The organism is Croceibacterium xixiisoli (assembly GCF_009827305.1).
GTDB classification, from domain to species: Bacteria; Pseudomonadota; Alphaproteobacteria; order Sphingomonadales; family Sphingomonadaceae; genus Croceibacterium_C; species Croceibacterium_C xixiisoli.
Map to the genome: position 1 here is coordinate 251,101 of NZ_WTYJ01000002.1, position 23,830 is coordinate 274,930.

Here is a 23,830-nt window from a genome sequence, read left to right on the forward strand (position 1 = left end):
CCGTTGACGGATGGAGTCCTGGCTGGCGCGAAGGGGGCGAACTGGCAGGCAATGCTGCGCTACGGCCTTGAAGCGGGTGATCTGGATGCAGATGGAGAAGGGGTCGCGGAAGCGATCGAAGCCCGCCTTCGCACCGGGCGGCCGCTGGCTGCGCAGGACTGGATCGCACGGCAGGATGTCGAACTTGGCCGGCGGCTGTTGCCGGGAAAGCCTGGGCCGAAACCAAAGCGCGCTTGAGGGGGGTAAATATCATGTCCCCGGAACTTCGCGGCGGAGCGGGGCATTCAGGCGGAATGGAAGAATTCCGGGGCGAGTGCTTTTCTCGATCGGATTGAGACAGTTCTTGAACGAAAGCCCAGACCAGCAAGGCGCGGACCCACGAAGAAGTAAAATGCCCTGCCACCGTAAATCCAATTGTAACGGCCAAAACCCCTGTGCGATGGTAAGGTGATTGACCGGAAACCCATCGCGCCGGAAGGAGAAATATGCGCCGGACGGTATCGACATTGCTACGCCAGAGTATCTGTATTCCGACCGCAATGAGCCTGCTGGGCTGCGGCGACGTCGCAGCGCCGCCGCCCTACATTGGCGCCACCTATTCAGGGCCCGTACGTGCCGAAATAGACGACAGCGATTTTCCAATCACCAAGTGGCGCTCCGGTGACGCGACGGCGAAGTTTGAAGAGATCGCACCAGGGCGGGCGCGCCTGATCTTGTTTGGCACGATCGAGAATGAAGGCGACGCCAGCTTCACCGTAGACGGCGACTATGATGATGCTGGCTTTCGCCACATCGGCTCCAGTATCAACCTGTCGATCGACGCGGAAGGCACGGTCAGTGGTGGCGGAGTTTCGGGCAACCATGATTATCGGCTTTCCGGTACCTTGACCGAGAGAGCCCTCAATCTGGCGGTTCAATACCGGCCGACGGGCAGTGCCGCAGCATCCACCCTGCGCGAAATCATGTTCCGATACAACTTGTCGAATGAGGCGACAGCCAAAGACTCCAAATCGGATAAACCTTGTCGGACAATACGATACGAAATGCGTCCCGTCGCAAACATAGGTGATGGGACCATGTCGATGCTAAGCGTTCCGATTTGCCTGAACTGAGTAGCCCTTGGGCGCCTTGTATCTCGATTTGAGGTCAGGACTACAGGGCGCAAATATGTGACTGAAGGATAATCCGTCACCGGTGTGGCCGTGCCGGACGCGACCGGTGAATTGGCAGGCGATGCTGCTCTACGGCCTTGAAGCGGGCGATCTGAATGCAGATGGAGAAGCGGTCGCGGAAGCGATGGAAGCCCGCCTTCGCACCGGGCGGCCGCTGGCTACGCAGGACTGGATCGCATGGCAGGAGGTTGAACTTGGTGGGCGGCTGTTGCCGGGAAAGCCTGGGCCGAGACTGAAGCGCGCTTGAGGGGGGGATGAGTATTGTGTTCCCGGAACTTGTGTCCCCGAAAATCGAACTAGACTTTCAGGCACAATGACTGCAAATGTCATATTCGATGCAGAATAGGTAACGGCGAATGTTATTACGAATAACTGCGGTCGTCTTGATTTCTTTTATGTCAATATCTTGTAGAGCGGAGCCGAAGATTTCACTCGAGGATATCGAGGGTGTGTACTATAACGGAGATTGCCCGGCAATTAAATTATTCGGCAATGAATTAAATGTCGAGCAAGCGGTGATGAATGTGAAATTAGTAAGAATAAAGGGTGTTGATGTATTAGTGGGTTCTAGTTCTGTATTTTACAATGTTAACAATGGCGAATGTAAAATTGTTATTTTAAATGATCCAAGATATTATGATATAGAAAAAAATGAAAACTCCGTATCAATCCGGATTTCTTCTGAAGACAGGAAAAAATCGATGCGTTGGGAGAATTAGCCTCAGGATTTCTGGGGGCACAGTACCTAATTGTGGGCTCTGAAGCCAAAGCGCGAAGTTGGGTTCAGTTGAGTATCATTTCCCCTCAACCCGCACACTCCCCCATCACCCCCGCGCCCCCGCCACATACCGCTCCACATTGCGCCCCAGCACATCCAGCGGCACATTGCCGCCGGTCACCACCGCATCGTTGAACGCCTTCAGATCATAGGCTGCACCCAGCTCCTGCCGCGCCCGGTCGCGCTGGCGCGCGATCTCGCTGTGCCCCACCTTGTAGCCGCAGGCCTGGCCCGGCCATGAGCAATAGCGGTCGACTTCATTGACCACCTGTTCGCGCTTGTTGCCATTGCGGTCCATGAACAGGGCGATCGCCTGTTCGCGGGTCCAGCCCTTGGCGTGCAGCCCGGTGTCGGCGATCAGGCGGCAGGCGCGAAACGCCTGATCCTGCAGGAAACCCAGCCGCCAGGCCGGATTGTCGGCATAGGCGCCCAGCTCATCGGCCAGCTGTTCGGCATACAGCGCCCAGCCTTCGGAATAGGCATTGAACGCCAGGATGGATCGGATCAGCGGCTGCTGATTGGCATATTCGCCCTGCCACACATGGCCGGGAATGGTTTCGTGGAACACCAGCGTGGGCACATCATATTTACGGTGCAGATCGGTGGTGCGCAGATTGATCCACATCTTGCCCGGAATGCTGCCATCCTTCGATCCCGCCCCGCCATAGGCGGTGGGCGCGCCCGGCTCTTCGGCCAGGGGCAGGCGGCGCACTTCCAGCTGCGCGGGCACCAGCGTGTTGAAGGCGCGCGGCATTTGCGCGCGGATCCAGCCGATCCGCTCTTCGATGAAGCGCATGATCTCCGCCCGGCCCGGATCGCCGGGGGCAAACTTGAACCGCGCATCCTGCCCCAGCGCCGTCATCCGCGCGCCCACGCTGCCCTGGCTATAGCCGAGCCCGCGCAGGATGGGGTCCATCCGGCCGTGGATTTCCTCCAGCTGGGCCAGCCCCATCTGGTGGATCTCCTCGGCGGTCATGCTGGTGGTGGTGCTCGCCCGCAGCGCCCAGCTGTAATATTCCGCGCCCCCGGGGCGTGAACCCATGCCCGGATCGGCCACCGCCCGCGCGCGCTGGCGCTGCATTTCGGCCAGCTGCCGCTGCAGCGCCGGTACGATGGCATCGGTCACGATCGGCACCGCGCGGAACTGCCATGGTCCCGTCACAGCATTGGGTATGGCGGCCGTCCGGCGCACCAGCGATTCGACCAGCGTTCCGCCCGATCGGGCATCGCTGATCGATGCCTCCAGCTGGGCAATGGTCCGGTCGATCAGGAAATCCGGCGCGATCAGGCCCATGTCGGCCGCCCGCCGGGTCCGCTCCAGCTCGCCATCCAGCGCCGCGGGGATCTGCGCCAGGCGGGACAGATAGGCTTCGGCATCATCTGCACTCGCGATCGGATGATCGGCATCCAGGAAGCGCGGCAGATCCAGATAGCCGCCCACATTCTGCACCACGACATAGGGCGTGTTGCGCCAGCTGCCGACCGCCACATCGCCATAGGGCAGGGCAAAACCCTCCAGCGCATTGGCATAGGCGCTTTCGATCACCTCGAAACTGGTCCGCGTCGCCGGGTCCAGCGCGTCCTTCGGGTAAGCCCGCACCCGCGCCAGATCGCGCCGCAGCTGATCGGCATAGGCGGCCTGGCCCTTGGCCGAAACATCCTTCAACCGCCCGCGCAGCGCGGCATGATCGCCCACATCCACCCCCAGCGCAGTCGCCCGGTCGGGCTCATGCTGCAACAGGTTCCACGCCACATCGTCGAGCAATTGCTCAGGCGTCAGCGTGTGGTCATCCGGCGCATTCCTGCTGCCACCAAACAGATGGCGGCAACCGGGCAGGCCGGCGACGGCGGCGGCGAGCCCCATACCGGCAAGGGCATTACGGCGGGAGAGCGGAGGGAGAGTCTGGGTCATCCCCCAGTCCTCGCGCTACAGCCCGCGCGTGTCAAACAGCCGTGGCCGATGTCGCAAATCGCTTCCCACCGCCTGCCGGATGGCCTAGCCCATCGGCATGGATTTCATACTCTCCCTGGTCACGCTGGCCGCCATCGTGCTGATGCTGGGCGCCGTGTGGCTGTGGCGTCGGCATGGCCAGCGCAAGCAGGCGGTGCTGATGGTGCTGCTGGCCTTCGTGATGGTGGTCAATGTGCTGATCTGGACCCTGCCGGACAGCGGCGGCCAGGCCCTGCGCGATCGCGCTGCTGCGGCAGCGGAAGAGTAACCCTTCCCCCGCTGCCGTCCGGCGGTTTGCATCAATCCTTGGGAATTTCCCACTTCACGCTGCCGGAATAGGTGCCCACCGTCCGCGCGCCGCTGTTGTCCATCGCGGCATCGAACCGCGCGCGCCGGGTGATCAGGCTGCAGGTGGTCGCATCCAGCCGGGCATTGCCCGATGTGGTGGTGATTTCGCAGGCGTTCACCCGGCCATTGCTGCCGATCACCAGCCGGTAATGGCTCGTCCCCTCGATGCCCCGGCGCAATTCATTGGCCGGATAGTCATCGGTGGAAATCCACCCCGCCGGGCTGTTGATCGCCTTCGCCCGCACCGGGCTGAATGTGGCCGTCGGGCTCGGCATGGGCGGCGGGGGAGGGGTCGGGATGCTGATCGGCCCGGTGTCATTGCTGCCCGCTGTCGGGTTGCCATAGGCTGGATCGAGCGGCATGGGGTCGGACGGGATCGGCGGCAGCGGGGTCAGCACCAATTCCGGCGACGGCCGCACGACCGGGGTATCGTCACGCGGTTGCGCGCTGGCTTCCGGCGTGGGGGCGGGCGGTGGCGGTATGTCGACGGGCACATCGAAGATCGTGGTGGTTTCACCTTGGAGCTTGATCCCCCCATTCACCGCCAATCCGGCAACCACCCCCACAGCGAGCAGCGCGTGGATTCCGCCCACGGCAATGATGGTGGCAGCTCTGCGGCGGGGATCACTGGCCTGGTCCATGTAAGACATAAGCACATCCTCTCTGTCGGTCCGCTTTGTGCGGACTCGCGTAATGGTGTAACATTACAGATGAGTCGTGCAATAGACAAGCCCTGCCGAAGCAGGGCCTGCGCCAAAAATCCCTACCCCGCCGAAACGGGGCCCGAATTCAGCGGATCGGGCAGGACGGATCGAGCCGGAAATCGAGATATTTGTCCACCGAACCCATCAGTTCCTCGATCTCGTTTTCGAAGAAGTGGTTCGCGCGGGGGATCTCATCGTGGTGGATCGTGATGTGCTTCTGCGTGCGCAGCTTGTCGACCAGCTTCTGCACCGAATTGGGCTGCACCACCGTATCGGCCAGGCCCTGAACGAAAATGCCGGAGGCCGGGCAGGGCGCCAGGAAGGAGAAGTCATACATGTTCGCCGGCGGCGCGACCGAGATGAAGCCGCGGATTTCCGGGCGGCGCATCAGCAATTGCATGCCGATCAGCGCACCGAAGCTGACGCCCGCGACCCAGGTCACCTGCGCTTCGGGGTGGATCGACTGCACCCAGTCCAGCGCGCTCGCCGCATCGGACAGTTCGCCGATGCCATTGTCGAAACTGCCCTGGCTGCGGCCCACGCCCCGGAAATTGAAGCGCAATGTGGCAAAGCCGCGATCGGTGAAGGTCTTGTACAGCCGCTGCACGATCCGGTCGTTCATCGTGCCACCGCCCTGCGAATGCGGGTGCAGGATCATGGCCACGGGCGCACGCGGGCGCGGCGCAGGGGAGAAACGGCCTTCGAGACGGCCTTCGGGTCCAGGAAAAATGACGGAGGGCATGGCGTTGGACTCTGTTCTGCAAAGAGGCGCGACTGGCGCGCGGAAAGTGCCGGGCTATATAGGGTTTCAGTCCCATTTCGCAATTGTTACCGATGAACCGAATATATCTAGATCATGCCGCCACCACCCCGCTCCGTCCCGAAGCGGCCGAGGCCATGCGCGCAGGCTTCGCGCTCTGGGCCAATCCCTCCAGCCCGCATGCCGAAGGGCGCGCCGCCCGCCGCGCGCTGGAAGATGCCCGCGCCCGCGTGAAAACCGCGCTCGGCTGGCAGGGGGAGGTCATTGTCACCAGCGGCGCGAGCGAGGCGCTGGCCATCGGCCTGGGCCAGGCCAAGGCAGAGCGGCAGCTGGTCTCCGCCGTCGAACATGACGCCGTGTTCCGCGCCGCCCCCGCCGCCACCGTCCTGCCCATGGGCGCCGATGCCGTGGTCGATCGCGATGCGCTGGCCGAAGCGCTGACACTCGAAGGCCGCCCCATCGCCGCGATCCAGCACGTCAATTCGGAAACCGGCGTCATCCAGCCGATCGACGCGCTCACCGCGCAACTGCGCGCGGCCGGCGGCTGGCTGCTCGCCGACTGTTCGCAATCGGCCGGCAAATACGCTTTGCCCGATGCCGATATGGTCGTGATCTCGGGCCACAAGCTCGGCGCCCCGATCGGCATCGGCGCGCTGCTGCTGCGCGATTACGCCATGCTCGCCCCCACCGGCGGGCAGGAACGCGGCTATCGCGCCGGCACCGAAAACCTGCCCGCCGTCCTGGCGCTCGCTGCCGCCCTGGAAGCGCGCGACAACCTCTCGGCCGATCACGGCTGGCAGGCCGCCGTCGCCCCCGCCTTTGCCGATCTGGCCGCGGGCGTGCTGCAGGCCGGCGGCGCCATTCAGGCCGCCTCCGCCCGGCGTGATGGCACGATCCTGTCGATCACCATGCCCGGCATCAGCTCGGCCGCGCAGCTGATCCAGTTCGACGCCGCAGGCTTTGCCGTCTCGGCCGGCAGCGCCTGTTCCTCTGGCACGCTCAAGCCCAGTCGCACCCTGCTGGCCTTCGGTGTTGCGGAGGAAACCGCCGCCCGCACCATCCGCGTCAGCGCCGGGTGGAACAGCACGCCCGATCACATCGCCGCCTTTGCCCAGTGCTGGCAACGGATCGCGGGGAAGGGCCGGGCGTGATCTATCTCGATTATCAGGCCACCACCCCGCTCGCACCCGAAGTGCGGGAAGAAATGCTCCGCTGGCTCGATGGGCCGGGCGGGCGCGGCTACGGCAATCCGCACAGCATCCACCGCCTGGGCCGGCAGGCCGATGCCGCGGTCGAGGTGGCGCGCGATCGCATCGCCGCGCTGTTCCCGCCCGGCGGCCGGGTGATCTTCACCAGCGGCGCGACCGAGGCGATCAACCTGGCCATGCGCGGCTGCGAACCGGGCCGCGAGGGCGCCGGTGTGGCGATCAGCGCCATCGAACATTCCGCCGTCTTCGAAACCGCGCAGGCCCTGCCGGGCGATTGCACCGTGCTGCCGGTCGGCCCCGCCGGCATCGTCGATCCGCAAGTCCCCCTGCCCGATGGGCTGGGCCTGCTGGCCGTGATGCAGGTCAACAATGAAATCGGCACCATCCAGCCCGTGGCCGAACTCTACGCCCGCGCCCGTCAGGCCGGGGCGCTGTTCCTGTGCGATGCCGTGCAGGCGGCGGGCAAGCTGCCGGTGGCAGAGGCAGACATGATCGCGATCAGCGCGCACAAATTCCACGGCCCCAAGGGCATCGGCGCGCTGTGGCTGCGCGACGGCGTCGATATCCGCCCGCAGGCGACCGGCGGCGGGCAGGAGCATGGCCTGCGCTCCGGCACCCTCAGCCCGGCGCTCTGTGCCGGCATGGGCGTGGCCGCGCAGATCGCGCTGCAACGCATGGAGCAGGATGCAGCCCATGTTGCCGCGCTGTGGGATCGCGCGCGCGAACTCTTCGCCGACTGGCAGCTCAACGGCAATGCGCAGCAACGCTATCGCGGCAATCTGAACCTGCGGCGCGATGGGCTGGATGTCGCCCGGCTGATGTCCGACGCGCGCCAGCTCTGCTTTTCGGCCGGTTCCGCCTGCGCCAGCCAGTCCAACCGCCCCAGCCGCATCCTGGGCGCAATCGGACTTGTTGCAGAACAGGCACGCGCCTCCATCCGTCTGGGTTTCGGGCGCTATACCACCGCCGCAGAGCTTGAAGCGGCGGCCGATCTCCTCAATAGTGCTGCATCGCAACAAGGATAATGACAATACGGGTCCTGTTCACCACACGCGACGGCGCGACGGTCGAAGCCAATGCCACGCCGGGCGATCGTCTGCTGGAAATCGGCCAGGCCGCCGGCATGCCGCTGGAAGGCACCTGCGAAGGGCAGATGGCCTGCTCCACCTGTCACGTGATCATCGGCCGCGACTGGTTCGCCCGCCTGCCCGAAGCGGTCGAGGATGAGGAAGACATGCTCGATCTGGCCGCCGGCGTGCAGAAATTCAGCCGCCTGGCCTGCCAGATCGAACTGACCGAAGATCTCGACGGCATCGAAGTCCACATGCCCGCCGACAGCCACGATCTGCAGCGGTTCTGACACCGCGCCAACACCCGCACCCGGCAGCCACGCGCTCCCGCATGGCCGCCGCCGCAACCCCGATCAGCCCACCGGCTTGGCGCTGAACCGCCGGCTCAACCGCCGGATGCCCCATGCCCCGGCCAGCAGCGGGCCCAAGATCGCGCCCAGCACCATCAGCACGGCGATGACGCTGCCCAGAATGGAGCCGAGCGATCCGGTCGCCATGCGGATCGGTTCGAAGAAGCTGCTCGCCGCGGGGGAGGTGGATTCATATTCGATGCTGACCCGGCTATAGGATACGCGCCCGCGCATTTCCTGCAGCCAGCTGCGCGCCTGATCGATCTCCTCGCTCACCTGCGCCACGCCGCGTTCCGCCTCGACCAGCTCGCTCACCTCGCCCCGGCGGGTCTTGAGCACCTCCATCAACCGGTCGCGCAGCACGATCCGGCTCTGCAGCCGCGCCTCGGTATCGACCATCTGCTTGGACAGATCCTCCCCCTCGATCGTGGCCGACGTCTGCTCGCCCCCGGCATTGATCGCCGCCCCGGTCAGCGTGTCCCCAAACATGCGCGCCTTGTCAGACGCCACCGCCAGCTCCAGCCGCCCGCTGGCATAGCTGCCCTCATTGCCGGATTGGGTGAGGGAGATGATCCGGCAATTGAGCGGCCCCTGCGCCTCGCACAGATCGGCATGCTTCTGCTGCAACGGCGCCAACGCATCATCGGCCAGGCGGAAACTGTAATTGAACACATAGGCGATCTTGGGGATCGACAGCGGAATTGCGGCCGAAGCAGGGGCAACACTGCTGTCCGCCGCCGCGCCATTGCCCGCCGCCGCAGTACCATCCGCCGCTGCCTCCGACGCAGCCGCATCACCCGGCGCCTCGATCCCGACCACCGGCGTATCTGACGCCATATCCCCCGGCTCCTGTTCCTGAGAGCAGGCAGCCAGAGCCAGCAGACCAACTGAAGCTAAAATTTTCATCAGAGAAGCACGCATTTTCAATCCTCCATCTCACCACAATCAAGGCATTGATCACTGCGGACGCCTTATTTGCGCCTCGTTGTCGCCATATTTACGCCACAATTGAGGCTTGGCAAGCTGAAATGTGGCGCAATTGTGGCGGGCTGGGTTGAGTGATGGTATGGCGGGCAAATGGCGTATGTTGCTATTGTTCATGCCTGCGGCCCATGCTCGGTCGGGGCACAAGTTGAGGCCTCTGTTGATGTCATGCCTGCTCAGACGTCCCAGCGATCCTGATGGATCAGGACTGACCATCCGGATCTTCAAAATTCGGGCCAATCGGTTCCAACATGTATTGAACGAAGAAGCAGCGGCAAGGCCGATCAGCTCCATTCGCCCGAAGGCATGACCATGAGTCTGCGTAAACTTAAAATGATCAGGTGCGCGCGCCCGCCGAGCATCACCCATCCGCGCCTGGATATCATCACTGGCGTAGCCATATGAATAATGGGAGTGGTTATGGGTGCCTCTTTGGGTACCCAAATTGCGTCAGTGTACGTAGGGGCACCGTCGGAACCTTGTAGGTGCAGCGAAGGCGGTTCTGTCACGTTTGTGCATGTTGGTAGGTTTCGACCGATAGAATACCGCCGGGGTAACAGCATGCTTTCGCCACATTCAAATCTCTGAAGATGCAGGATCTATTTTCTTTAATTTTGCATCTAATTTTCTTATTTCGAAAGCCTCGAGATCGACGTAGGTTATGGCTGCTATATCGATCAGAGGTCGAGGGGCCCCGGCCATCCAACTCAATGCCGCGCCTTCCTTCTTGCGTTTTCCTTTCTGAAAGATATCACGGTATCTGACGGGAGAAATTCCAAGAAATGGAAGAAAGCTGACTCGAGTATTGCTGGTTTTTTCAATCTCTATTTCGTGCTCATGAAGTTCCTTGGCTTTGCTTTTTGGATAAGGTTCCATATATATAACGCGAGATATTCCTGCAGAAAGCAGGTGCTTAGTGCAATTGTGGCATGGGAAGGTTGTGCAGAATAGCACACTGCCTTTTAGTGCTCGCCCTAGTCGGGCCGCATCGCAAATTGCGCCCATTTCTGCGTGCACAACCCGACCGTATTCAGTGAGTTCCATCACAGCAGCTCCATCAAGGCATCCATACCCGGCAGGAGCCCCTGCTGCGGCTCCTTTTGTGAAAGCGTCTACGATCGCTGCCGCCCCGCCGATTTGAATTGCGCTCTCTGAGAGCATGCCGCCCCTAAGTAGGCGCTCAAGTAGATCTCGGACCACTTCTTTTTTAATGAGATCATTTGGGTCATGGCCGAGTTTAACATCGCGGTAATCCTGCTCGTCGCCATCCCAATAAGTGCCTCCAAACGCCTTTGGAACTTCATTGCATCCTTGGGAAATTAGCTCCCCTTCAGAAGTGAAAATGGCCGCTCCAACCTGCCTAGAAAGGTCACTCGATCGCAATGAGGCTGATTTGGCGGCGTACATTCCGTATTCCCAACGAGTAGGAGCAATATCCGCTCGTCCAAAAAAGGCATCAATGAAGCGGCTGACCATGGATTTCATATTTCCGGCGGAGATTCCGTCTATAAAAACATCGGCAAGATGAAATGTATCTCGAAGGTGTTGCCCGTGATCATCGACTTCTTCATGTTGATCTCTGTGAATTAGCTCTTCTGCAAGCGCGCCGATTTCGTGATCTGGTCGATCAAGAGGTAATGTGCGACGCAAGGCCTTCTCTATCGTGCGCTTGCGGTCTTCAGACGATCCGTAGGCCGAAATGAGCACAAACTGCTTACCGTAAACCTTGCGGAGTAAATGCACCTCTTCGGGGCGTTTGAGTTGCCGGATGACATAGGCAGTTCCCGCCTGGACTCTTTCCTCTGGCGGCTCTTCATCAATTTCCAGAACAGCCTCGGATCGATGCCTTCGGATTCCATTGATGGCGAATCTCATCAGCGTATCTGCTGCACCATACTTGCGGCATACGGCGCTAGCATGGGTCATCTTGTAGGAAGCTTCGGAACCAAAATCCGACGTAGCGGGCTTTAGTACGTCAGTGACCTCTCGAGCAATCTCGTCGGTGATTCGAATGAGGACTGACTCGTAGCCAACAGATTTCAAAGCGTCAGAGAGGGTGCGATTAATAGCATCTATGTCGATGCCGATTGCGCCAGCAATACCGAAAACAAGCTCCGGATGACTGACTGCTCTGAATTCGTTCTCCATATGTTCCGTCTCGTGATATGGGGCCACATGTGCAACGTAGCTGTCGAAACGTTATAACGATAGCTGGCTTTCTGCAGACAGGCGGTGCACAAATCGGAAACAGTTTTCGAGTGGAGAGACGAAAATGGACGAACGGTCTGATCGAAGCTCGCGAGGGTCGAGCGGCCAACAAACATCCGACCGCCTTGCTCGAAGAATGGGGGCTGAGTTTGTAGAGAATTCGCGCTCACGCAATGGAGGCAGCAGCAGCGGGCCAAAGCGGTCGGAAGCAGTGCAGGTGAGCCGTTGAGGAGACGGTGAAAATGCTCGAAGCGTAGGATAAATTTTACGATATACTGATGCAGTTCTCAGCTGGATCGCATGCTCGCTCTTGCGTCAACGTCTCACAATGTCGTTCCGGGGACATAATGACCGACGGCATGCTGCTCGACCTGGTCGCGGGCGCCGTCCTGCCGCACGTCAGCGACCGCTCAATCTGCAAGTTGTCGGACGCCGAAGCTCTTCCCCGAATGCTCGCGGCCTGGGCCGACAGCCGCACCTATGAGTACCTTCTTATAATCTTGAAGGCGAAAGGGGTACGCGTGTCGGATCGCAGATCGACCGTAGGGGACTTCGGTTACGGCCTAGCCATTCTGATGACGGCGATCGCGGATCTGGCCGATCTCGCCGATGGTAACCTGCACGCGCAACTTACCTTCCTCCAGAAGCGCGTGAAATACGGCCTAGTGCTGCCGTCGGCCATCTCCATGCTCGAGGCGGGCTCGTGGACCGCGTGGTGCCGAAGGTGCTGGGGACCCTTGTACCGACGGCGCTGGACAGGCTGGGCGGCGCGGTCGCCGCAGGGCTACTTCTATTCCCAGAATACTTCACAATGGTCGCCGAGGAACTCCGCAAATGACGATTCCGCTCGACACAACCGGTTACGACCGAGTGTTCGCCCTCGACACGCAGATGGTGTTCGAGGCGCGCCCGCTCGAGCAGCTCGACTGGGCGTCCTTCAGCCCGGGCCCGGTCCTGCTCCTCGTTCTCCCTCAGGTCAGCTCCGAGATCGACGCTCGCAAGCGAGACGGCCGGCTTGGGAAGCGCGCTCGTCACGTGAACCGGCTGCTCGACCCCTCTATTGAGACTGGCCAGCCAGCGACCGTCGTCGCGCAGCCCGTGCGAGTGGACATCGCCTATGTCGCGGCGGGCGCGATAGACTGGGGGGCGCTGGAGGACCTCGAGCGCGACAACGGCGACGACCGGATCATCGCGCAGGCGCTTCACGCACTGATCGACGATACAACCCGGCTTGAGGTGCTCAGTTTTGACAGCCGGCCGCGCGCGGCGGCCCGGCGACACAATCTCAAGGCCTGCAAGCCGGACGAGGGATGGCTCCTTGATCCCGAACCGTCACCCTCCGACCGCCGCGTCGCGGAACTAGAGCAACGCGTGAGGGTGCTGCAGACGACGGAGCCGCAGCTCTCGGTTTCAATCGAACTCGTCGACCATCCGCCGCTGGTCCGGCACCGCGTCGATCCGCTGCCGGCTGATCTGGCTGGGAGGGTGTCGCAGATGATCCTCGCCAAGAATGCCAGGCAGCGGACCAGCCCGTTCGGTATCGGCGGACTCCACGAGAACGCGAACTACCACGAGGACTACGATGACTACGAGAGGGCGATACGGGAGCGCGACGTCCCTGCAATACATTTAGGAGCCGCCCGGCAGTTCTCCACTTACCCAATAAGGGTACTGCTCGAGAACACGGGCCAGTTGGCCGCCGAGCACGTCACCGTCGAGCTACGCTCCGGGAACGCGCGGCTGCATGGCGAACCGTTCCTCATCGACCTCTTCGGGCCGCCGCCCCCCGACACGCGGAGCAATTTCCTCACCAACGTGCCCAACCTATCCCAGCAGTTGCAGCGTCCCGATCGGACCAGCTTCGCGCTCGAGAATTCGGAGGACACTGATGTCCACGTCGAGTTCCGCTGCGAGGACTTCCGGCACGGTCGCACCCAGTCACTCACCGCAGTGCTCGAGCTGGAGGGTCGGACCGTCGGCGTGGTGCAGGTCGAGGTCAGGGTGACCGCGCAAAACATGCGCGGCGCGGTGACGGCCTCGATGCTGGCGCCGGTCGAGGTCAGAGACACCGTCCTCGGTGAGCTAATCGACCTTGACGCTGTCAGGCTGCACGCCGCACCGCCGACCCATGAGCTGCTCCTGGCGTTGATCAAGGATGATGAGGATGGGCTAGTGCATTACCGCAACGACGGCGCAGCCCAGGGGGCACGATGAGTTCCGGGGACATAATACTTAATTGCACCATTCCTGAATATGCTGCGCTGCGGTCTTGAGGCGGGCGATGTGGATACAGATGGAGAAGTGGGCGTGGAAGTGATTGAAACACGTCCTCTCGCCGGACGGCCGCTGTCTGCGCAGGACTGGATCGCACGGCAGGTTGTCGAACTTCGCCGGCAAAGCCGGGGCCGAAACCGAAGCGCAATGGTCGGATGCGTTGAGTATTGTGTCTCTGGAACTCCTAGCTACCGATATTTTCGGGGTATTGGTACTGTACAAATATCATTCGGCATTGACTCCAATCAGAACTCGTGCGGAATGTTGCGCAATACGCCTGCGTCATAAATCTCAGACAGAAGTCGCGCGCGGAGTTGATTTTTCAAACTGACAAAGGAGAGTATGCATGGCACTCAAACCAGGGCCAAAGCCGATCGCGAAATCAACGGGGAAGCCAGATCAACGCCGTCGTGATAACAAAGGCACACCAGGGAATACACCGTCTCTCAAACCTAGCAAATCTAGCAAGACGACTAAAAATAAATGAAAAGTGTTTCGTCACCGCAAACGCGTAGTTTCGCATGCGGCAACGGAAAGTTGTGGGAACATAATGCTTAATCGTTCGATGCTCCCAAACATGTTGCGCTGTTGTCTTGAGGCGGGCGATGTTGATGCAGATGGAGAAGTGGGCGCGGAAGCGATTGAAACACGTCTTCACCGCACGGCCGCTGGCTGCGCAGGACTGGATCGCACGATGGGAAACTGAGCTCGGTTGGCACCATTACCGGCAAAGCCGAGGCCGAGGCGCGAGATTGGGATTAGTTGATTATCGTGTTCTTGGAATTAAAAAGGTAGATCGTCGTCAAGGTCATCCCAAGCTTGCGTGACTGCTGGGAGCGCCCCTTTTGGTAAGGGCAGATTATTTACGACGAACAGATTGAGGATGTCCTCCCGGTCCATGAACATCACTTGTGACCGTTTGCTGGCATCGAGCTTGTTGCCAATCCAGTTGCGTGCCTGCTTGGTGATCTCACCGCCTGCGACAATGAAGGCGTGATCGACTAGTACCCGGCGGCTAAGCTCGGGATCGAAGATTTCGTGCCCCAACATCATTGTCACCTGATTGTGAATTTCCGCGACATTGGCGGTGCTCACACCGGACGAATCAAGTTTCCCCTTCTTGGCTTGGATGCCGAAATACAGGACGTGCAGTGTTGGCAACGTGTATTTCATCCACACGTCCTTGCCGTATTCCAGCGCCTTATCCTTGTGCCCGGCAGCAGTGATGCGATGGAAGCCGAGCTGGCGGAAGAGCGGCAGCAGCACATCCTCGATCAGTTCATCCTCGGAGCATTTGCAAAGATAGGAGAGCAACTGATCGCGGCGCTCGATTTCCGACGGCGTGAACGGGCGATGGGGATTGGCGGTCTGAGCAATGGTGTTAGTTGCGATGTGCCGAAGTTGTCCGAGGCCATTCTCATCATAGAATGCGGCCCAGCCTTCGCGCGCCAGCATTATATTCAGCGCTGCTAGAGCCTTGATGCGATCGGCGTCATCACCCTCCGCGTCACCTTTGTCGAGCAGACGGCGGATGATGCGGATGAAAGCGTCCGGCATCACTGATGGCGTGGCGCGCGGCATTGCCAGCACTTCTTCGATCCGCTCGGCTGCCCAGACTTGACGCGTCTCACCGGCGTGCACGAAATCCAGATCACAATCTTCGAAGAATTCCGTAATGTATTTGCTCGACCGGTAAGGAAAATGCTCGGCATCTCCGACGACCATGCGGGCAAGTTCGCGAAGGTTTCTAGGCTTCCAATTCATAGTTGGGGCATATGCGGACATCATCCTTACTTCAACCCGTACCGTTGACGTTGCACTACTTCGGAAGAAATGTGCCATCACCTCTTGTTACCAAACGGTCGAGCCAATGATCACCTGATAGTGATCCATTCTACGCACGCAGACTACGGATGCCAGCGGCGCTGTCCTTTTTCTCGAATTCTATATTGCGACAGGTCGTCAAGCAGCGGGTCAAGCCAGTGATGACCATGATATTGGAACTGGCGATGCCCGCCGTGTCTAAAGGCTTCGGTCAACGCCGGTTTGTCAACGCGATAGAAGAGAAAGTCGCTGGCATAGACCTGAGTGATTGCGTTCAATCGCTCCACCTCTTCAGCGCCAAGCCGTAGCGTAACTAGGCGCGGTTCGATGGGATACTGCATCGGCGACGTGTAGACGATCGTCGCCGTTGGCAAGATCGGCAGCACTAGCTTTAGGCCAGCATCGAGTGCGTTCTGGGAGGCGGGGAAATTGTGCAGGAATCCGTCACCGGCAACAAATTCCCGCTCATCACTGAATAAGATCGCCCAGCGGCCGTGCATCATGCGTTTGCGATAAGCGTCGTAGAGCCCGCGCTGGTTCACCGCGATTAGCGTTTTATCGGCTGTTGGATTGGGTAGGCCGAAATCGCGCCGGTAGCACTCAGCGGTCCGCTTGATCGAAGCACGGATGCACGGGCTGCGGGCAAGCATAGATGCGGTGATGCGGGCGATCTGCGCAGCGCGTTGATCGATGAGCGGCTGTGGCAGAATCCGATCGACGGTCGACTGATTTGGCGACGATAAGGATGCTTCGAGTGTTCCCAGCCACTGCACGAACGCCGTCATTTCATTATCTGGCTCGTTGAAAATTGGTTCGAAGGTCGAAACCCACGGGCCGCCGAGCTTAATATGATGGGCATTTGTGATCGCACCGAACGCGCCCGGCGGCGCTCGATGTACGGCTCCATTCGGTCTTATTACTGACATCATGCCGTCGGCCGCAGCCCAATGGTCGGCAAGGGTTCGCGGCCACCAATGATGCAGTTCAGTCTTTAGCGGCTTTTGATTCATGGTCGTAAGCTGAAAATAAGGCCGGCAGATGTCTAGGGGCGTGATGCAGTGCTTTGCCCCCACCCCACACCCCCCCCAACACCAACGGGGAAACATCACAATCCCACCTGTCCCGCCGCCATCGCTGGTGGTAGGGCTGGCCCATGGCCACCACAAACGATGAAAAGGATCCGTTCGACGCCATCGTCGACGCCCCGTTCGACAGTGCTTTGTCGGAACGCTACCTGGTCTATGCCCTGTCCACGATCACGGCACGCTCGCTGCCCGATCTGCGCGATGGGCTGAAACCGGTTCACCGGCGCCTGCTGTGGACTATGCGCAATCTGCGCATGTGGCCCGATACCCTGCCCAAGAAATCCGCCCGCGTCGTGGGGGATGCGATCGGCAAATACCATCCGCATGGCGATTCCGCCGTCTATGATGCCATGGTCCGCCTCGCGCAGGATTTTACCCTGCGTTACCCGCTGGTCCAAGGGCAGGGGAATTTCGGCAATATCGATGGCGATAACGCCGCCGCCTATCGCTACACCGAATGCCGCCTCACCCGCACCGCCATCAGCCTGATGGAGGGGCTGGATGAAGGCACGGTCGATTTCATCCCCACCTACAACAATGAGGATATCGAACCGGCGCTGATGCCGGGGCTGTTCCCCAATCTGCTGGCCAATGGCGCCAGCGGCATCGCCGTGGGCATGGCCACCAGCATCCCCAGCCATAATGTGGCCGAAATCATCGATGCCGTGCTCGAACTGATCGACAATCCCCATGTCGAACATGCCCGGTTGATGGAACTGTTCCACGGCCCCGATTTCGCCACTGGCGGGCTGATCGTGGATTCCGCGGCGGCCATTTCCCGCGCCTATGAAACCGGGCGCGGCAGTTTCCGCGTGCGGGCGCGCTTCCATGCGGCCGAAGCGGGGGCAGAGGCGGATCGGCTGGCCGGGATAGAGCGGGTCGGGGCGGGGCAGTACCAGCTCGTCATCTCCGAAATCCCCTACATGGTGCAGAAAAGCCGGCTGATCGAACAGATCGCCCAGCTGATCGCCGATCGCAAGCTGCCCATCCTGGAAGATGTGCGGGATGAAAGCGACGAACAGATTCGCATCGTGCTCGTTCCCAAGAGCCGCAATGTCGATCCCGAACTGCTCAAGGAAAGCCTCTACAAGCTGACCGATCTGGAAAGCCGGTTCTCGCTCAATCTCAACGTGCTCGATGCCACGCGCACGCCGATGGTGATGGGCCTGCATGAACTGCTGTCCAACTGGGTCGCGCATCAGATCGATATTCTGCAGCGGCGCACCCGCCACCGGCTGGACAAGATTGCCGACCGGCTCGAACTGGTCGAAGGCTTCATCACCGCCTTCCTCAATCTGGATCGGGTGATCGAAATCATCCGGACAGAGGATGAGCCAAAGCCGGTGATGATGGCCGAATTCGGCCTGACCGACCGGCAGACCGAAGCAATCCTCAACATGCGGCTGCGTTCGCTGCGCAAGCTGGAGGAGATGGAGCTCAACCGCGAACGTGACGCGCTGATCGCCGAACGCGAGGAACTGCTCAAGCTGCTCGATTCCTCGGCGCGGCAGCGGACCCGGCTGAAGCGGGATCTGAACGCCCTGCGCAAGGAATATGGGCCAGAAACCCTGCTCGGCCGTCGCCGCACCACCATTGCAGAGGCGATCCCGGTCGTCGAATTCAGCATGGATGCGATGATCGAGAAGGAACCGGTGACGGTGATCCTGAGCCAGCGCGGCTGGATCCGCGCGGCCCGTGGCCATCTGCCGCTGGATCAGGATTGGAAATTCAAGGAAGGCGATGGCCCGGCCTTTGCCCTCCATGCCCAGACCACGGACAAGCTGCTGATCGCCGGCGATGACGGGCGCTTCTTCACCATCGGGGCGGATAAGCTGCCCGGCGCGCGCGGCTTCGGCGAACCGATCCGCAACACGCTGGATATGGATGCCGCCGTGCATATCGTGGCGCTGATCGTCCACCGGCCCAATCTGCAACTGCTGCTGGCCAGCACCGCAGGCAAGGGTTTCGTCGCTGTCACCGATGAATTGCTGGCCGAAACCCGCAAGGGGCGCCAGGTGGTGAATGTGAAGGCAGACACGAAGCTGTCGGTCGTGCGCCCGATCCCGCCCGATCATGATCACGTGGCCGTGGTGGGGGACAATCGCAAGCTGGTGGTCTTCAGCCTGGAAGAAATGCCGGTCATGGCACGCGGGCAGGGCGTCGGGTTGCAGCGTTACCGCGATGGCGGCATGGCTGACGCGATCACGCTCAATCTGGTGGCCGGGCTCAGCTGGACCATGGGCGGCGAAAGCAAGCGCGTGCGGACCGAAACCGACATGCACATGTGGAAGGTCGCCCGTGGCGCCGCCGGCCGCCTGCCGCCCAACGGCTTCCCGCGAGACAACAAATTCGGATCCTGAACGCAAGGAAGCCCGGCCATCCGCAGATGACCGGGCTTCCTTTTTGGGTTTGACCCTATGGCTTAGCTGGCGGCCTGGCCGGCAACCGCTGCATTCAGGTCAGCTGCGGTGGCCATGAAGGTCACCTTGTCCTGATGCATGGCAAACTGGGCCTTGGGCAGGGAGATGGCACCGGCCGTCGAATGTTCGACCACCACCATGCCGGCTGCGTTCACTTCCTTCACCGGGCCGACCGGCTGGCCGTCAACGGTGAAGACCTGGGCACCGGCCACCAGGGCGGTTTCAAGTGCGGCGGCACTGGCTTCGGCTTGGCCCGAAACAGCTTCTTCCAGCTGAGCCTTGTTCCAGCCGATGGTCGGGCCCTTGGCGCCGGCCGAAATGGCCGTGGCGGGCACGGTGGCCGTCACGCTGCCGGTGTTGATCGTGGCATTGCCGCCTTCCAGCGAGGCAATGGTGCCGACTTCAGCGCCATCGGGGCCATAGACGGTGGCGCCAGCGGCAATCGCGGCGGCACCGGCAGGTGCTGCTGCGGCGGCATCGGCTGCCGGGGCGCCTTCAGCCGGGGCGGCCGGGGCCGCGTCCTGGGCGGCGGCGGGAACGGTAAAAGCCGTGCCGGCGGCAAAGGCCGCTGCAGCAAGATATCCGAACTTCATGATAATTCTCCGTATTGCACCAAATTTGCACCCCGAAGAACTCGGGGAGGGTGAACCGGGCGCGACCCCAATGCCACTCTGGGCAGGTTCCGTGCCGCCAGTCCGAAACTGCGGGCGGTCCCGCATGCTTCTGGACATCCAACCCGGTCCGGCTGGCATGGTTCCTGCTGACCGGCCGCGAGTCCATGCCGAACGGATGAATCCACCCTCAGCGGCGATGGGCCGTGAAAATTTGGTAACAGAAGATATTACATTGTGTGGAGAGGGTCAGGCGGGCAGCGTGGCTTCCAGGATTTGCATGACGCGATCCTGGCCTGGAAACCCTTCCGCCAGCCATTTTTCTTCCACCTGCCGCAGAATCCGCGCCACCTCGGGCCCGGCCCCGACCCCGCGCCGCACGATATCGCCACCCTTCAGCGGGAAGGCAGGCACGTCCCACCCGATCAGCGGCGCGATGGACTGCCCGGCCAGCAAAACCTGGTCGATCGCGGCCTCCTTGCCCTGGCGATAGGCCAGCACCCGCACGTCCTCCGCGCGTGTCCATGCGCAGGCAGGGCGTGCTGCGGCGGTGGCCAGGCGCTTCTTTTGCGCGGCAGAAAGCCGCAATCGGGCCGCCACCTGCTCGGCCACCTTGGCATCCGCCGGCACCAGCGCCGCCAGCCGCCGCACCGCATCGGGCGCCACCTGCTGCCGCGCCTCTTCCCCGCACAATGCCGCCAGCGCTGCGACCTGCGTCGCGGTCGTTTCGGGCAGGATCACCGGCAGCACCCCGGCTGCGAACATCCGTGCTACCGTTGCCGAAGGATCGTTTAAAGACAACAGGTTAAGCAGCTCGCTTCCCACCCGTTCGCGGCTCAATCCCTTCAGCGTGGGGGCCAGTTCGGCACAGGCTGCCTCTGCCTCGGCATCCAGCGTGGCGCCGAACCGGGCCTGAAACCGGTAATACCGCAGGATCCGCAAATGATCCTCGCGAATGCGCTGCCGGGCATCGCCAATAAACCGCACCCGATGCTCCGCAAGATCCGCCCGGCCATAAAAATAATCGTGCAATTCCAATGTGTCAGGATCGCAATAGAGCGCGTTGATGGTGAAATCCCGCCGCGCTGCATCATCCTCCCACGCGGTCGCAAAGGCCACCGTCGCCCGCCGCCCATCGGTGCTGACATCATGCCGCAAGGTCGTGATCTCCACCGGCCCGCCGGCCAGCACCGCCGTCACCGTGCCATGCGCAATCCCGGTCGGAATGCAGGAAATTCCTGCATTCTTAAGCGCTTGCATCACCACTTCTGGCTCCAGCGGGGTCGCGGCATCGATGTCCTTCACCGGATGATCGAGCAAAGTGTCCCGCACCGCACCCCCGACCCAGCGCAGATTGCCGGGCCCCAGCGTTGCCACCAGCCTGGCCAGATCGGCCCGCCGCGTCCATTCGGCCGCCGGCAGATGGGGTGGATTTGTATCTGTATTCATTGCGATTTTTCCTGCAGCCAGTCGAGCCGGCGGCCCAGATTGGCCAGGATTGCCGCCGTGATCCCCCAGATCCGGTGCCCCTGCCAATTGATCTCGATATAACCCCGCGGTTCCCCGCGCCATTCGCCTATCTTGCTGATATGATTGGCCGGATCGAGCACGAAACTCAGCGGCGCCTCGAACCAGGAAGACACCTCGGCCGGATTGGGCACCAGCGGCAAATCGGGCGGCACCAGCCCCAGCACCGGCGTTACGTCATAGCCCGACCCGGTAATGAAACGGTCGCTCGCCCCGATCAGCCGCACGTCCTCAGCCTGGATCGCCAGTTCCTCCCGCGCCTCCCGCAGCGCGGCTCGCAGCGCGTCTTCGCCCTCATCGATCTTGCCCCCGGGGAAGGCAACTTGCCCCGGATGGGCCCGCATCGCTTCGGGCCGATGGGTCAGGATCACGCCCGGTTCGTCCCTGTCGGTGATCGCCACCAGCACGGCAGCAGGGCGGACGACCGGCGGCGCAAACTGGCTGTCGTCGCGCAAATCCCGTAATTCTATCGCATGGCCGGCGACGAACCGGCGCTGCAGTTGATCGAACAGCGCGCTCATCACGGCACCAGCGGGAAGCTGATGCCCCGGCTGACCACATTCATGCCATTGCTGCCGGCCAGTGCATGATTGGCGATCTGCAGCCAGGTGGATCGGTTCAGCCGCGCCTCACATCCATGGCGGACGCCCAGATAAATGGCGGGAACTTCAGGATTTCCTGTGGCGCGAAGCCGATGATCAGGACCGGCGACGATCAGTTCGTCGGTGTTGAGCCGGAACGCCAGCGCACCATGGCGGGCCTGCATTTCCACCGCGATGAAGGCGGCATCTTCCACCTCGACCGATTGGCGGCATTGCGGCGTGACCAGCCAATGCTGCCCATCATCATCGCGCATCAGCAGGGTGGAAAAGGCCCGCACCATCGCCAGCCGATAGATCGGGCTGCCATTGTGAAACCAGGTGCCATCGGCCGCGATACGCATGCCGCTGTCCATGGTTTCTTCCGGATGCCAGCTCTCGATTGGCGGCAGCCGCCGTGCCTTCACCGCCGCCGCGATCTGCGCCAGCGACATCGCGGAAAGATCGGGAAGCGGTTCGTAGGGCATGGCCCGCCCCATGGCAGATGCCGGAGCGTGCAACAATATGCCGCAACGTGCTGAACTATTTCCAGGGGCCCAGCATGCCGTCCTGCGGCAGGGCGGCATGATTGCCGCACCGGACCATCAGCCGCGCGGGGTCCCATGGGCCGGGGCAAAGCCAGCCGCGCGGGGCTTGGCGAAAACCGAAGCGGCCATAATAGGGTGCGTCGCCGATCAGCATCTGGGGCAGGGCGGCAGGGGTATCGAGCACCGCGCCTTGCGCCAGCATCAGGGCCAGGCCGAAACCTTCGCCCTGCCGTTCGGGCACCACAGCCACGGGCCCGACCATCACCATCGGATAGGGGCGGCCATCGCTGCCGTTCAGCGCCACCGGCCAGGCCTGGATGGTGCCGACCAGCAGGTCATCGTCATCCAGCGCGGCAAAGCTGAGCGCCGGAAGCCATTGAGTTCCTTCGCGAATGGCATAGGCCGTGCGCGCAAAGCGGTCAGGACCGAAGGCACGATCGAGCAATTGCTCGATCATCGGCGGTTCCACCTGTGCCAGGGGAATCAGAGTGTGGACTGCATCGGCCATGGGCCGCGCGCCGATAGGGGGCATGGGGACGATTCGCAACGCAAACCGTATGGTGTCACGGCCTGCCGGGTCAGCCGATCCAGCCGCGCAGGGCCATGGCAATCGGATTGTCCGGTTCGGACAGCAGCTTGGCCGTCAGCGCCAGGGCGGACATGATCAGCAACGGGCGGGCCAGGCCCGCGCCGAACCGCAGCGCCAGATGTGCCCCCAACTGCCCGCCGGCCACGCTTGCCACCGCCATCGCCAGCCCGGTGATCCACAGCACATGCCCACCGGCCAGCAGCACGATCAGCCCGGCCAGATTGCTGGCCAGATTCAGCAGCTTGGTATGGGCGACGGCGCGGATCAGCCCCATGCCGAACAGCGCCACCAGCGCCGTGGTGAAGAAGGATCCGGTGCCGGGTCCGAAAAACCCATCATAACAGCCGATGATCGCCGCCACGCCCAGCAAGGCCGGGATGCCGAACCGGCTGTGGCGGTCATCATCGCCCAGCTTCGGGGCGAAGCTGTAATAGGCCACCATCGCGATCAGCAGCAGCGGCAACAGGGCCGACAGAAAACCCGGATCGACCCGCGTCAGGACGAAGGCGCCCAGCGCGGAACCGAGGAAGGAAAACAGCGCCGGCAAAGCAAAACGACGGTAATCGATCAGTCCCTTGCGGGCATAGGCGAAGAAGGCGCCGGCCGTGCCGCAGGTGCTCTGCAGCTTGTTGGTGGCGATGGCGGCAACCGGCGGAACTCCGGCGGCCAGCAGGGCGGGGATCGTGATCAGCCCGCCGCCGCCCGCCACGGCATCGATGGCACCGGCCGCAAAGGCGGCGAGCATCAACAGGGCGATGATGTCAGGGGCGAGATCCACGCGCCCGCCCTATCAGCCGGGCGCGTGGAGACAAGCCGGTGTGCCTACCTAATCAAAGCCATC

The 23,830-nt window shown here is 61.9% G+C and carries 23 protein-coding genes; 10 read left to right on the forward strand and 13 right to left on the reverse strand.

All coding sequences use genetic code 11. The annotated features are described in order from the left end of the window. The first annotated feature begins 3 nt into the window (after positions 1 to 3). The 4 genes from GRI97_RS10250 (at position 4) to GRI97_RS10265 (ending at position 1,891) form a co-directional block, all read left to right on the forward strand. The gene (locus tag GRI97_RS10250) at positions 4 to 237 is read left to right on the forward strand and encodes a hypothetical protein (protein ID WP_161391093.1); all 234 of its coding nucleotides are present in this window, start codon (positions 4 to 6) and stop codon (positions 235 to 237) included. Positions 238 to 485: 248 nt separating this feature from the next. After that, the gene (locus GRI97_RS10255) at positions 486 to 1,112 is read left to right on the forward strand and encodes a hypothetical protein (protein WP_161391094.1); all 627 of its coding nucleotides are present in this window, start codon (positions 486 to 488) and stop codon (positions 1,110 to 1,112) included. A 121-nt stretch (positions 1,113 to 1,233) separates the two neighbouring features. Then, positions 1,234 to 1,419, forward strand: a complete 186-nt coding sequence (locus GRI97_RS10260) for a hypothetical protein (RefSeq protein WP_161391095.1) — start codon at positions 1,234 to 1,236, stop codon at positions 1,417 to 1,419. A 202-nt stretch (positions 1,420 to 1,621) separates the two neighbouring features. Then, a complete protein-coding gene (locus GRI97_RS10265) occupies positions 1,622 to 1,891 on the forward strand; it encodes a hypothetical protein (protein WP_161391096.1) in 270 nt (89 codons plus the stop codon). Between the two features lie 105 nt (positions 1,892 to 1,996). On the opposite strand, the gene GRI97_RS10270 is transcribed toward GRI97_RS10265, so the two are convergent. Then, on the reverse strand, positions 1,997 to 3,862 hold the full coding sequence (locus tag GRI97_RS10270; RefSeq protein ID WP_161391097.1) for a DUF885 domain-containing protein: 1,866 nt from the start codon (positions 3,860 to 3,862) through the stop codon (positions 1,997 to 1,999). A gap of 97 nt (positions 3,863 to 3,959) precedes the next feature. Here GRI97_RS10270 and GRI97_RS10275 point away from each other — a divergent pair, with 97 nt between their 5' ends. Then, entirely contained in the window at positions 3,960 to 4,169 is a 210-nt protein-coding gene (locus GRI97_RS10275; RefSeq protein WP_161391098.1) for a hypothetical protein, read from the forward strand. A gap of 31 nt (positions 4,170 to 4,200) precedes the next feature. On the opposite strand, the gene GRI97_RS10280 is transcribed toward GRI97_RS10275, so the two are convergent. Beyond that, the gene (locus tag GRI97_RS10280) at positions 4,201 to 4,899 is read right to left on the reverse strand and encodes a TonB family protein (RefSeq protein WP_161391099.1); all 699 of its coding nucleotides are present in this window, start codon (positions 4,897 to 4,899) and stop codon (positions 4,201 to 4,203) included. Positions 4,900 to 5,038: 139 nt separating this feature from the next. After that, positions 5,039 to 5,695, reverse strand: coding sequence for an alpha/beta hydrolase (locus GRI97_RS10285; RefSeq protein WP_161391100.1), 657 nt, complete (start codon positions 5,693 to 5,695; stop codon positions 5,039 to 5,041). A gap of 92 nt (positions 5,696 to 5,787) precedes the next feature. On the opposite strand from GRI97_RS10285, the gene GRI97_RS10290 reads away from it, so the two are divergent. Genes GRI97_RS10290 through GRI97_RS10300 form a run of 3 tightly spaced genes read left to right on the forward strand, consistent with a single transcriptional unit; the run spans position 5,788 to position 8,281 of the window. Continuing rightward, positions 5,788 to 6,864 carry a cysteine desulfurase family protein gene (locus GRI97_RS10290; protein WP_161391101.1) on the forward strand — a complete coding sequence of 359 codons (1,077 nt, stop codon included), beginning with the start codon at positions 5,788 to 5,790 and terminating at the stop codon, positions 6,862 to 6,864. Beyond that, positions 6,861 to 7,946, forward strand: coding sequence for a cysteine desulfurase family protein (locus GRI97_RS10295; RefSeq protein WP_161391736.1), 1,086 nt, complete (start codon positions 6,861 to 6,863; stop codon positions 7,944 to 7,946). Before GRI97_RS10290 ends, GRI97_RS10295 begins: the two co-directional genes overlap by 4 nt. Further along, positions 7,946 to 8,281: a 2Fe-2S iron-sulfur cluster-binding protein gene (locus tag GRI97_RS10300; protein ID WP_161391102.1), complete on the forward strand. Its 336-nt coding sequence runs from the start codon at positions 7,946 to 7,948 to the stop codon at positions 8,279 to 8,281. Before GRI97_RS10295 ends, GRI97_RS10300 begins: the two co-directional genes overlap by 1 nt. Positions 8,282 to 8,344: 63 nt before the next feature. Here the strand turns inward: GRI97_RS10300 and GRI97_RS10305 are convergent, their stop codons facing one another. Beyond that, entirely contained in the window at positions 8,345 to 9,178 is an 834-nt protein-coding gene (locus tag GRI97_RS10305; protein WP_161391103.1) for a DUF4349 domain-containing protein, read from the reverse strand. 723 nt (positions 9,179 to 9,901) lie between these two features. Continuing rightward, the gene (locus GRI97_RS10310; protein WP_235917760.1) at positions 9,902 to 11,473 is read right to left on the reverse strand and encodes an anti-phage dCTP deaminase; all 1,572 of its coding nucleotides are present in this window, start codon (positions 11,471 to 11,473) and stop codon (positions 9,902 to 9,904) included. An 894-nt stretch (positions 11,474 to 12,367) separates the two neighbouring features. Here GRI97_RS10310 and GRI97_RS10315 point away from each other — a divergent pair. Then, a complete protein-coding gene (locus GRI97_RS10315) occupies positions 12,368 to 13,747 on the forward strand; it encodes a PIN domain-containing protein (protein WP_161391104.1) in 1,380 nt (459 codons plus the stop codon). Positions 13,748 to 14,590: 843 nt separating this feature from the next. Here the strand turns inward: GRI97_RS10315 and GRI97_RS10320 are convergent. Continuing rightward, a complete protein-coding gene (locus GRI97_RS10320; RefSeq protein WP_202392701.1) occupies positions 14,591 to 15,532 on the reverse strand; it encodes a hypothetical protein in 942 nt (313 codons plus the stop codon). A gap of 182 nt (positions 15,533 to 15,714) precedes the next feature. Beyond that, positions 15,715 to 16,641: a DUF4238 domain-containing protein gene (locus GRI97_RS10325; protein ID WP_161391106.1), complete on the reverse strand. Its 927-nt coding sequence runs from the start codon at positions 16,639 to 16,641 to the stop codon at positions 15,715 to 15,717. Positions 16,642 to 16,784: 143 nt separating this feature from the next. On the opposite strand from GRI97_RS10325, the gene parC reads away from it, so the two are divergent. Beyond that, the gene (parC, locus tag GRI97_RS10330; RefSeq protein WP_161391107.1) at positions 16,785 to 19,076 is read left to right on the forward strand and encodes a DNA topoisomerase IV subunit A; all 2,292 of its coding nucleotides are present in this window, start codon (positions 16,785 to 16,787) and stop codon (positions 19,074 to 19,076) included. 62 nt (positions 19,077 to 19,138) lie between these two features. Here parC and GRI97_RS18415 read toward each other — a convergent pair whose 3' ends face one another. From GRI97_RS18415 to GRI97_RS10355, 6 genes are all read right to left on the reverse strand, one after another. Further along, complete coding sequence (locus GRI97_RS18415; RefSeq protein ID WP_202392702.1) at positions 19,139 to 19,729, reverse strand: hypothetical protein; 591 nt, start codon at positions 19,727 to 19,729, stop codon at positions 19,139 to 19,141. 267 nt (positions 19,730 to 19,996) lie between these two features. Beyond that, the gene (locus GRI97_RS10335; RefSeq protein WP_161391108.1) at positions 19,997 to 21,196 is read right to left on the reverse strand and encodes a CCA tRNA nucleotidyltransferase; all 1,200 of its coding nucleotides are present in this window, start codon (positions 21,194 to 21,196) and stop codon (positions 19,997 to 19,999) included. Then, a complete protein-coding gene (locus GRI97_RS10340; protein WP_161391109.1) occupies positions 21,193 to 21,795 on the reverse strand; it encodes a CoA pyrophosphatase in 603 nt (200 codons plus the stop codon). The genes GRI97_RS10335 and GRI97_RS10340 overlap by 4 nt, the downstream gene beginning before the upstream one ends. Continuing rightward, positions 21,795 to 22,340 carry a DUF1285 domain-containing protein gene (locus tag GRI97_RS10345; RefSeq protein WP_161391110.1) on the reverse strand — a complete coding sequence of 182 codons (546 nt, stop codon included), beginning with the start codon at positions 22,338 to 22,340 and terminating at the stop codon, positions 21,795 to 21,797. The genes GRI97_RS10340 and GRI97_RS10345 overlap by 1 nt, the downstream gene beginning before the upstream one ends. A 55-nt stretch (positions 22,341 to 22,395) precedes the next feature. Next, a complete protein-coding gene (locus GRI97_RS10350) occupies positions 22,396 to 22,908 on the reverse strand; it encodes a GNAT family N-acetyltransferase (protein ID WP_161391111.1) in 513 nt (170 codons plus the stop codon). 70 nt (positions 22,909 to 22,978) lie between these two features. Then, on the reverse strand, positions 22,979 to 23,767 hold the full coding sequence (locus GRI97_RS10355; protein WP_161391112.1) for a TSUP family transporter: 789 nt from the start codon (positions 23,765 to 23,767) through the stop codon (positions 22,979 to 22,981). Positions 23,768 to 23,830 lie beyond the last annotated feature (63 nt).